This is a genomic window from Nocardiopsis sp. SBT366, assembly GCF_001083815.1.
Taxonomy (GTDB): domain Bacteria; phylum Actinomycetota; class Actinomycetes; order Streptosporangiales; family Streptosporangiaceae; genus Nocardiopsis; species Nocardiopsis prasina.
Map to the genome: position 1 here is coordinate 1 of NZ_LAVM01000127.1, position 10301 is coordinate 10301.

Genomic DNA, 10301 nt, shown 5'->3' on the forward strand with positions numbered 1-10301 from the left:
GCGCGGGGCCGGGGTGGCGGGTCGGACTCCCCAGGGCCCGGTCTCACCAGGGCCGAGGGGGCACGGTCTCGACGGCCGTGTCACACCGGCGCCGCGAACGGCTCAGCCGCTCAGGTTCGGTACGCGAAGTGTGTGCTCACGATTGGCTCCCCGAACAGGTCATGGCGCCTCCATGCACTCCGGCCGGCCCACTGCTCTTTGGCCGGGAACACGCGACGCCCCACCATCATAGGCACTCGTTCGGGTGGGGACTGACCCACCCGAAGTCTCTGGAAGGCCCCATGGGAACGGTCCGCGCGGCTCCGTAGCTTCGTCGGGAGGCCCCTGAACCGGTACCGCACATGCGTCCTCCCTGCCTGACAGCGCCGACAAGAGAGTCCCCATGAGTCAGTCCAGCCGACATCCCTCGACCGGTGCCCCACCCGTGCCCGGTCCGGGGCGATCCCTCGCACCCGACCTCGCGCGCGGCTTCATGCTGCTGTTCATCGCGCTTGTCAACGCCCAGTTCTTCCTGACCCACTCCGAGACCGTCCGCACCCTCACCGACCAGGTGCTGTTGTTCGTCCAGAGCACGTTGGTGAACGGGCGGGCGATCCCGCTGTTCTCCCTGCTCTTCGGCTACGGCACCGTGTGGATCATGCGGCGGGTCGTGGACGCGGGCGGCGGCTGGGTGCACGCCCGCGTGGTGCTGCGCCGTCGCGGACTGTGGATGCTGGTGATCGGTCTGCTGCACGGGGTCCTGCTGCTGCCGGTGGACATCGTCGGGGCGTACGGGCTCGGCCTGCTCCTCTTCGTGGGGTTCCTGCGCGCACGCGACTCCGTCCTGCTGTGGTCCGCGGGCACCGTCGCGCTGGCGTCGGCCGTGCTGAACACGGTGCTCAGCCTGGGTGACGCGTTCGGCACCTCCCCCGGGGACGCGGGGCCCGCCTCGGCTGTGCCGTCACTGGTGGAGTCGGGCTTCCTCGCGGCCAGTTCCGAGCGTTTCGCGGAGTGGACCCTGTACACGCCGATGACCCTGTTTCTCGTGGTGCTGCCGCCGTTGCTGGTGGGGATGTGGGCCGGTCGCCGAAGCATCCTGGAACACCCTCGGGAACACCTTCCCCTGTTGGCGCGTACCGCCGTCGTGGGCCTGGGCGTCGCGGTGGTCGCCGGGCTGCCGGACGCCCTGGTGACCGCCCGGTTCCTGCCGGAACCGGAGCCGGTCGTGCTGGTGTCCCTGTGGATCGTGCACGACCTCGCGGGCTGGGCGGGCGGGCCCGGCTGGGCGGCGCTGATCACCCTGGTCGCCCTGTGGCTGACCGACCGGGCCGCGCGTCCCGGTGGCACCGGCTCCCCCGGGACGGTCGCCACCGCGATCGCCGCTGTGGGAGAGCGCTCCCTCAGCTGCTACCTCGCACAGGCGGTGGTGTTCACCGCGGTGTTCGCCCCGTACGGTCTGGGACTGGGCACCAGCGCGAGCGCCTCGGGCGCGGTACTGGTCGCCGTCCTCACCTGGGGACTGACCGTGCTGCTGGCCGATCTCTCCCGCCGCCTCGGGCTGCGTGGACCGGCCGAGGTGTTACTGCGCCGACTCACCTACGCCCGCACCCGCCTGCCGGGGGCGCGGGGGAAGGGCACTGACGCCCGGTCCGCTCCGTGACCTCGGAGGTCAGACACCGTCCTGTTCACGGGCTTCGTCCACCGGGCAGCGCATCATGTCGTTCTCGCCGGGCTCGGTGCTCGGCAGGGCGAACTGGCCCGCACCCAGTCGGTCCCCGTCGCGCCACGCCTCCGTGCCGTCCACGTCGTAGCAGTGCCCGCTGAGGTCGTGGACGAGCGCACCCGAGTACTCGGAGGGGCGGTAGGCGATCCCCGCCCGCTCCGGAGCTCCCGGGACCAGCACGGTGACCTCGGCTGACGGGTCCTGCGGACTCAGTTCCGCGAGCGTGGTCATCGGCAGTCCCAGCTCACTGCCGGTCCCGCCCCGGACGGTCTCCTTGTCGATCCCCCCGTTCCGCTCGGGGTCGAGGGGTGTCAGGGTGAGAAAGTCCTCCTCGTACACGCGATGGCTGCCGACCGTGGGATGGAAGGTGAGTTCCGCGGTGAACTCGACCCCCTCGCCCGTGTCGCGCGCGGCGGTCATGCAGACGGTGAGCACCGGGAAGCCGTCCAGTTGCGGCGTGACCAGGCCGAAGTCCGCGGTGTCGTGGTCGAGCGGGGAGACGAACGGCCAGACGTCGGGACTGGTGTTCGGCTCGCCCTCGGGCCCCGGGACGAGGAGCGGGGCGTAGGCGTCCGGGGAAACGGTCTCCGTGCTGAAGGGCCGCCAGGGAGCGTGGGCCTGCTGGGCACTCATCCGCTCGGTGTCATCGCAGTCCAGGGTTGAGGGACCGCTCTCCTCTTCGGGTTCGTCCTCGGGCTCGGGCTCGACCCGTTCCTCGGCGGCGCCCTCCGAGACGACGGTGTCGGCGGGCGACTCGCCCAGGGTGTCGAACAGCAGATAGCCACCGCCGAGCACCGCGACCATCCCGACGGCGCCCGCCGCCAGCCAGATACCGACCCTGCCCCGGGAGACGGTGTCGGCGTCCCCGTCGAGGTCGATCCCGTCGGCCTCCGCACCTGAAGGACCGTGGCCACCGGCCCCGGAGGGCCCGAACAGGTACTCCGCTCCCCCGTGTCCGGCCGTGCCCACGCTGCGTGCGCCGGGCACGGCCCCGTGCTCGCCGCTCACCGGGACGCGAGGGGTGTGCCCGTACGCCTCGGCCGCCGCCTCCGGCCCCCACTCCTCTTCGTCGGCGCCCGCGTCGGCCCCGCTGGAGGCGTCGGACCCGCCGGTCCCGGGATCAGCGGAGGGCGCTTCAGGGCCGGGCGTGACGACCGCCCCACCGGCCACCGCGCCACCAGTCCCACCGGGTGCCGGTCCGGTCGTGGCCGTCCGCCGATCCTCCTGGCTCAGGGAGCGTGCGGCCTGGTTCCAACGCTCCGGATCGTGCCAGCTCAGGTCCGGTCGCGGCCAGTGCTGGGCGATGAGTGCGCGCAGCTGGTCGGGCCAGGTGTCGGCGGTCGACTGTTCGTCGATGCCGAGCATGAGCAGGCACTCGAGGTAGGCGTCCTCGGCCGAGGGCCGCAGCTCCGGGTCAGGGGAGAAGGCGCGCATCAGCAGGGGCCGCAGGTCCTCCGGGAGCAGTCTCAGGTCAACTCGCGCCTCGCGTGTGCGGCGGGCCATCTCCCACAGGATCTGCCCGGGCACCCGCCCGGGGTTGTGCCCGGCAGGTGACGCCCCGAACGGCGGTTCTCCGGTGGCGGCGAACACCACGAGGCAGGCCCAGCCGTGTACGTCGGACCCCTGTGTGGCGGCCGAACCCTCGTAGCGTTCGGGAGCCAACCAGCCCAGGCTCGTCCCACTCTGCACCGACGCTGTGTCGTCGATTCGGCGGGCGATCCCGAAGTCGAGCACGCGGGGCCCGCTCTCCGCGGCCACCACGCTCTCCGGCCGCACGTCGCCGTGCAGAGTGCCTGAGGCGTGGGTGCTGGCGAGTGCCTCGGCCATCCCGGCGGCGAGCACCAGCAGGGCGTCGCCGCCCACAGGTCCGTGCGAACGCACGTGCTCGCGCAGGTCAGCGCCGGGGAGGTAGTCGATCGCGGACCAGGGTCGGCCCTCGTGGGTCCCGAGCTCGCGGACGCCCACCGCGCACACTCCGGCGGTGTGGTCGACCGGTGCGACCTCCCCACCGGAGACAGCCGAGGGTGCCCATTCGGCACCCGCCATCCGGAGGACGGTCGGTTCGTGGTCGGGGGCGACGGCGGCGAACAGGGTGCTCACACCGTCGGCGCCCAGACGCCCGATGAGTCGGTAGCGGCCCACCTGGAGCGGGTCGCCGTCGGTCAGGGGGGTGACTTTCGGCGGCAGAGCGGGGAGGGAGAAGTCCATTGGGGGCAGCTTTCCACACATCAGGGACGGTTGTGGTGGGCTGTGCCGGGATAGCACATTCGATCCCGTTGTTCTGCGAATCTACCTAATTTGTGAGGGATCCGATGCGGCGATCCCCCTTTTCCGCGTGTGCGCGGGACCCATTCGCGACGAGCGCCCAGCCGCCCGCGAGGGCATGTCGACACCCCCGCACGGGAGGCGGTAACGCCTGTTCACCAAGGATCGCGGGGGTGGTCACGCCGACCCGGCCACTGCCCGATGGGCCGCCCTCCTGGGCTCCGTCCGTGGACACGGTGGGTGAGGACGTTATGGGATGGAGAGGAAATCGGTGCAATCCGGCGCCAACCGAACTGCGGAACCCGATGGAGGCGACCTCACCGCGACAGCGGTGACCGTGGCCGGGAAGACCCGGTCGACCCGACAGCGGACCAGCCACGGCACAAACTCCAGCCTGAAAGCGCCATAAACCGCCCGTGGTCGCACTGATAGTTTCTCCGCGACCACCGACTTCCCCCACCCGAGAAGACCATGGTTGACGACACCCCCCAGAACAGGGCGGCTCACCGCGCGGACCGCTCCCCCGAGCCCGGTGGCCCGATCCCGCCCGAGGTCGGACCCACGGAGGAAGTGACCGCACCGAACGAGGCCACACCGGAACCCCGCCCCTCCTTCGCCCGACTCGTGGGCGGGATCGCGGGAAAGGCCCTCCCGCTCTACCTCTCCATGGTCGCCACCGTCATCGGAACCCTGGTCACCGCCGGAGTCCTGGGCCACACCGGCACCGCCGTCCTGGCCGCCTACGCCATGACCGTCGCCCTGTACAACCCCGCCTCGATGGTGGTCCAGGGCGCGCTGCGCGGATCCATGCCGTTCGTCGCGCAGAACGCCGAGGACCCCGACGCCCTCGCCCCCACCCTTCGCGACTCCCTCTGGTTGGCACTGTGTATGGGCCTGCTCGGCGGCGTGGTGGTGGCGTCGGTCCCAACGGTCGCCCGGCTGATCGGGGTACCCGCCGAGACGGTGGCTGCGCTCGGCCCCTTCCCCTACCTGATGGCGCTCGCGCTCCTCGCCAACTCCTTCCAGTCCAGCGCGACCGTACTGCTGATCGGGCTGGGCAGGTCGAAGCAGGCGATGACCGTGGGCCTGGTGGGCACGGCGATGTCAGTGGTCCTGATCCCCACGCTGGTCCTGGTGCTCGGCCTGGACATCGCCGGCGCGGGCGTCGCGATGCTGCTGACCTCCCTGACTGTCGCGACCGTCGCCCAGGTCCTGCTGCGGCGCGGCACGGTCCTGGCCATCCGACCGCGAGGGCCGGGCGCACCGGACTGGTCGGGGGTCTGGCACATCGCGCGGGTCGGGCTCCCCATGGGCACGACGATGCTGATCAAGTTCGGTGTACTCGGCCTGCTCGCGATGGCGGTGGCTCGGATCGGCGCCACGGAGGCCGCGGCCCACCAGGTGATGGTGACCCTGGTGACCTTCGTGTTCCTTCCCGCGACCGCGGCGGGCCAGGCCTGCGTCCCCTTCATGGCCCGCGCGGCCAGGGAGGGCGAGGTCTCGGGGGACGGATTCGGTGAGGTCCGCAGGGCGCTGACCGCGGGGCTGACGCTGGCTCTGCCGGTGATCGCGCTGAGCATGCTCCTGATCCGGGTCGCGGCGACCCCGGTCATCGGGGTCTTCACCCCCGATCCGGCGGTGGCAGCGCTGGTGTCCGCGTTGATCCCGGTGGTCCTCTTGGTCGTCCTCGCCGACGGACTGCAGGCGATGCCGGGGATGGGGCTGCTCGCCCTCAAGCGCACCGCGCCGACCCTGTACACCTTCGCCGTGTGTTTCGGGCTGTTGGCCCTGGCAGCCTTCCCCGTCGCCTCCGCGGGTGGGCTGGCCTGGCTCTGGTGGGCCTACGCGCTCGCCAACCTCGGGCTGGTCCTCGGCCAGGGCGGTGGCTTTCTCCGACTGACCCGGGCCCGGGCCTGACCGAGGCCCGACTCCTGTCGGGCCCGGGCCCGGCACCCACCCCCAGCACGCGACTCCGACGGTTCGGGAACGCCCACTTCATGCGTGACCCGCATAGAAGTCATGCTTCGTACCGGTGATTCCCTCCTTCGCCATCACACCCACTCGGCGGCACGTCCACCACCAACGACCTCGACGGGGGCACCCCACGCCCCCCTGCAGACCTCTGCTTTCCCACGCGTGAGGCCGCTTCGATTGCGGGGGACGTCCATTCGAATTTCACTGGGTAAAGCACCCGGTAAAGCACGCCGCCATTTCTCCGAAAACCGACTCGCGAACGCGACCTCGCTCATCCGCACCGAACCGCCGCGGGCCCGAGCTCCGCGAATCGGCGACGGCCCCTCGACCCGGTGTCTCCGAACCCGGCACCATACGGCGACCGGGCCCTCCCGGGCTTCCCACCCGCGTCGTCACCCTCCAGCGACTCACCACGAGGGGAAACCGGACAGTTACCCCAAGGAACGAGACAACAGTCGATGCCTCCCTCGAGGTCGAAGAAGCCCTGCGAAGCCACCCCAGCGGCCGCCGGGAGCCCCCGAGGGCACACCCCCGACCCCTGCCCGCCAAGGAGCGTGTCGCCACGCCACAGCACCCACTGGGTGCCACGAGAGCACCACCGGCCGGGCCCCTCCCCTCCGAAACCTGTACTCCGAGGGTGTCCGGTTTCCGCCAAGCGATGACTTTAGGCACCAAACCACCTACAAAAGACGGCGCGGAGCCCCCGCTCCGACCAATCCGGGCGACGCCATGACCGCCCCGAGTGCGCCACTCGGCCACATCGGAGAATCAGTTTGAGGAATTGCCACGGAACGGCTGCGAAGCACCCTCCGCCTCAGGCATACTCGGACCGTCGGTCGCCCGGTCGGCGCTGGCTTCGAGCCCGAAGCCAGCGCGTGTCCTGGCGTCGGCGTCATGCACTCAGCGTTCCGTGCGTTCGCCCGTTTCCGGGGCCCGGAGGTTGGTTCACGTTCACCACAGAACGGGATTCCCGGACATGGACAGAATGGTTCCGCGAAGCGATAGAGTGCATCTGCGGGATCTCGCTTTCTCTCGTTCGTCACACGAGGGATGCGCGGGTTCGATGGGGATTGACTTCGTGGAAGTTGTGATCTAGGGGGAACTTCCGCCAAAGGCACTCCCGCCCGCTCAAGTGGCATTGGATTCGGGGGAATTCACGTTCACCGAGCACGTGGATGTTCCATTCGCCACCAAGGGGCCCCTGCCCCTCTGCTGCCTTCCGTGCGACAGGGTCGCTGGAAGGGAAAGGGGAACAGAGGGTTCGCGGGTCCCGACCGAGAAGGAAAGAAGGGGGGCACTCGCCGTTCCTGCCGTCTGGGGGGAGAGGCAGGAGCGGAGGCCATCCTCGGTCGCGGCCCCGGTTCGCGTCGGCTCACGAGGAGCCGATCGCGACCGGGGCCGCGGTCCTTCGCCCCCATCCCACGATCGGGACCGACCGTCGAGCCCCCACCCGGATCACGCATACGGCTCCGCTCCGACCAGTCGCCGCCCACCACGGGGACACCCGCGCCAGAAACACGACGAGGGTGGGAACTCAGCGTCACCGGGCTTCGTTGCGCCAGCGTGAGTGAAGACATGACGTGTTCGCGCCGCGGAGCCGCCCCGGTCCCGTCGTCCCATGGGGGATCGCCCGGACGGAAGCTCACGCCGACTCCGGCACCGCCAGCGCGCGCCACAGCGTCCACGCAACAGCGCCTAGTGCGAGTCCCGGCAGCTCAGCACCGTCTCCAGCAGCCCAGGGAACCGTCCGTCGAGCTCCTGGTCCCGCAGCGAAACGAAGCAGCGTGTGCCCTCGGTGCGGTTCTGGATCACGCCGGCGTTGCGCAGGATCTTCAGGTGGTGACTCAGGGTCGACTGCGCGATCGGCAGTTCGATGTCCTTCCAGGCCCGCTCACCCTCGAAATCGGCGAGCATGCACACGATCCGCATCCGGGTGGGTTCGGCCAACGCGGACAGGACCGTGACCAGATCCACTTCGGCCAGGGCCGGATGCTCATGTCCCTTGGACGGCCCCTTGGGAACCAAGACCCCACCTCCACTTCCTCTGTCGTACAGCCGTTCCGCGCGTTCATCCGAGCGCGTCGCCGCCCCGCCGAACCCCGTCCGGCGGCCTCGCCGATCCGTGGTCAGGATTTGGTGTGCGTTCAGCGGCGAGTGTACCGTCAATGTTCGATGTTCGTCGATCATCGAATGATTCAGGCCAGTGGGGGTAACTGAGATGACGGAATCAGCTGGGGCAGCACGGACCGAGGCACCGGGGGCAGGGCCCGCCCTGTCCGTCCTGGACCACGCGAGCATCGTCGAGGGCTCCACCCCCGGCGAGGCCCTGCGCGACGCCCGCGAACTCGCCCAGAACCTGGAGCGCTGGGGCTACACCCGTTTCTGGTTGTCCGAGCACCACAACATGCGGGCCATTGCCAGCGCGGCCACCTCGGTCTCCCTCGGCTTCATCGCCGAGGGAACCTCCACCATCAGGGTGGGCTCGGGCGGCGTCATGCTCCCGAACCACTCCCCGCTGGTGATCGCCGAACAGTTCGGCACCCTGGAGTCCCTCTACCCGGGACGCATCGACCTCGGGCTGGGGCGCGCCCCCGGAACCGACCCGCGCACCATGCGCGCGATGCGCCGCGACCACTCCGCCTCCTCGACCTTCCCGCAGGACGTCCAGGAGCTCCGGTCGCTCTTCGAGCCCGCCAGCCCCGGACAACCGGTGCGCGCCGTCCCCGGCGAGGGCCTGCGGGTGCCCCTGTGGATCCTCGGGTCCAGCCTGTTCGGCGCACAGCTCGCAGCACATCTGGGGCTGCCGTACGCCTTCGCGTCGCACTTCGCGCCGAGCGCGCTCCACGACGCGCTCGCCGCGTACCGGGAGGACTTCGCGCCCTCGGACCAGGCCCAGAAGCCGTACGCGATGGCCGGGATCAACGTGGTGGTCGCCGACACGGACGCCGAGGCGAAGAACCTGTTCACCTCGCAGCAGCAGGCCTTCCTGGGCATCATGCGCAACGCGCGTGGTCTGCTGCAGCCTCCGGTCCGGAGCTCGGCCATGGACACGATGTGGCGTCCCGGGGAGAAGGAGCAGACGAGCGCGATGCTCCGTTACTCGTTCGTGGGCTCCCAGGAGACCGTGCGAGGCAAGATCGACCAGTTCGTCGCCGACACCGGCGTGGACGAGCTGATGATCTCCTCGATGATCTACGACAAGACAGCCCGCTTCCGCTCCTACGAACTGCTGGCCGACGCGTTCGGCCCGGCGGCGCCCGCCGGGAGCTGAGTGCGGCACGAAACCCTGACCGGGGGTACTGGTCAAGGGTGCGGAACCGGATCAGGCAGGGTCCGGAACCGCTTCCTCCGGTGACAGGGATGGGGCGGGGTCGTCAGGGACCCCGCCCCGCACTCTCTCCGGCGACTGTCCCCTGAGTGGAGAACGGTCGCGTCGGGCTAGCCCTCCTCCGCGCGTACCCGACCGTCCTGTTCACGAGCGGCCGTGCTGTCGAGTTCCCTGCGCGCGGGGCCGCTCAGCGGAATGCGCCGCCACCACCACTTCTCGTCGGTCCGGGCCTCGGCCTCCGGTTCGGCCAGGGCCAGGAGACCGACGCCGTCCTCCTCCGTGAGGGAACGGAAGCCCTCGTCGAGGTCGGCCAGGGCGGAGTCCACGTTCGTGGTGAGTTCCGTGCCCAGGGTGGCGATCCCCCGATCCACGAAGTCGCGCAGGACGAGCGCGGTCACGAGATCGTGGACACCGCAGGCGGAGGGGTCGCCGTCCGAGAGGGTGAGGTCCGCCCGCAGTCTTCGGACGTGCGTGTGCCAGGCGCCGAGCAGGCCCAGCAGGCCGAACTCGTGGCCCGTGGGAATGCGGACCGGGAACTGTTCGAGCCGGTCCAGCTCCTCGGGGGCGAAGTAGCGGCGAAACCACTCCCCCGCCTCTGGTTCCGCTGGTTCCGGAGTCATGGAACTCCTTCTGGGGTGAGCTGGGTCGGTTCTGGGGGCGGGTGTCGGGTCAGCCAGGCGGGAACAGGGCCAGGCGGACACGGGGAGCGGGGTCGGGGGCAGAGGACGTTCGAGACTCGGTGTGGGGGCTTCGTGCCCCGAAATCGGCCCAGGACTCACTCGGGTAGACGATAACGTCCCCGCGCCTCATGCGGTCGGAAAGGTCATCCGGGCGCCGGACATCGAAGGCGGCACGGTTCGCACCGCCACGGGCGACGATTTCCGCCTCCCGGGTCTCCCGAGCCGCCAGGCACACCATCGTGGCACCCCCCACACCTGCCTTCCCCCGCATTCTCTTACGCCGCTCCCCCACACCGCCGGTTCACCCCTTTCCCGGGAACGGGATGCGGAGCGGCCGCCGCGGGTGTAGGGG

The 10301-nt window shown here is 70.4% G+C and carries 6 protein-coding genes; 3 read left to right on the forward strand and 3 right to left on the reverse strand.

Annotation, left to right across the window (positions count from 1 at the left end):
- Positions 1 to 382: 382 nt before the first annotated feature.
- Positions 383 to 1639, forward strand: coding sequence for a DUF418 domain-containing protein (locus ADX84_RS24130; protein WP_049579549.1), 1257 nt, complete (start codon positions 383 to 385; stop codon positions 1637 to 1639).
- Between the two features lie 9 nt (positions 1640 to 1648).
- Here ADX84_RS24130 and ADX84_RS24135 read toward each other — a convergent pair whose 3' ends face one another.
- On the reverse strand, positions 1649 to 3910 hold the full coding sequence (locus ADX84_RS24135) for a protein kinase (protein ID WP_049579551.1): 2262 nt from the start codon (positions 3908 to 3910) through the stop codon (positions 1649 to 1651).
- Between the two features lie 528 nt (positions 3911 to 4438).
- Here ADX84_RS24135 and ADX84_RS24140 point away from each other — a divergent pair.
- The gene (locus ADX84_RS24140; protein ID WP_234004198.1) at positions 4439 to 5884 is read left to right on the forward strand and encodes an MATE family efflux transporter; all 1446 of its coding nucleotides are present in this window, start codon (positions 4439 to 4441) and stop codon (positions 5882 to 5884) included.
- A 1752-nt stretch (positions 5885 to 7636) separates the two neighbouring features.
- Here ADX84_RS24140 and ADX84_RS24145 read toward each other — a convergent pair.
- On the reverse strand, positions 7637 to 7915 hold the full coding sequence (locus ADX84_RS24145; protein ID WP_199776690.1) for a helix-turn-helix transcriptional regulator: 279 nt from the start codon (positions 7913 to 7915) through the stop codon (positions 7637 to 7639).
- Positions 7916 to 8159: 244 nt separating this feature from the next.
- On the opposite strand from ADX84_RS24145, the gene ADX84_RS24150 reads away from it, so the two are divergent.
- On the forward strand, positions 8160 to 9212 hold the full coding sequence (locus tag ADX84_RS24150) for an LLM class flavin-dependent oxidoreductase (RefSeq protein ID WP_049579556.1): 1053 nt from the start codon (positions 8160 to 8162) through the stop codon (positions 9210 to 9212).
- Between the two features lie 167 nt (positions 9213 to 9379).
- On the opposite strand, the gene ADX84_RS24155 is transcribed toward ADX84_RS24150, so the two are convergent.
- A complete protein-coding gene (locus ADX84_RS24155; protein WP_049579559.1) occupies positions 9380 to 9889 on the reverse strand; it encodes a hypothetical protein in 510 nt (169 codons plus the stop codon).
- Positions 9890 to 10301: the final 412 nt, after the last annotated feature.

Excerpts from the sequence above, each read along its gene's own strand:
- ADX84_RS24130 (WP_049579549.1), top strand. The coding sequence starts at position 383 with ATGAGTCAGTCCAGCCGACATCCCTCGACCGGTGCCCCACCCGTGCCC.
- ADX84_RS24135 (WP_049579551.1), bottom strand. The coding sequence starts at position 3,910 with ATGGACTTCTCCCTCCCCGCTCTGCCGCCGAAAGTCACCCCCCTGACC.
- ADX84_RS24140 (WP_234004198.1), top strand. The coding sequence starts at position 4,439 with ATGGTTGACGACACCCCCCAGAACAGGGCGGCTCACCGCGCGGACCGC.
- ADX84_RS24150 (WP_049579556.1), top strand. The coding sequence starts at position 8,160 with ATGACGGAATCAGCTGGGGCAGCACGGACCGAGGCACCGGGGGCAGGG.
- ADX84_RS24155 (WP_049579559.1), bottom strand. The coding sequence starts at position 9,889 with ATGACTCCGGAACCAGCGGAACCAGAGGCGGGGGAGTGGTTTCGCCGC.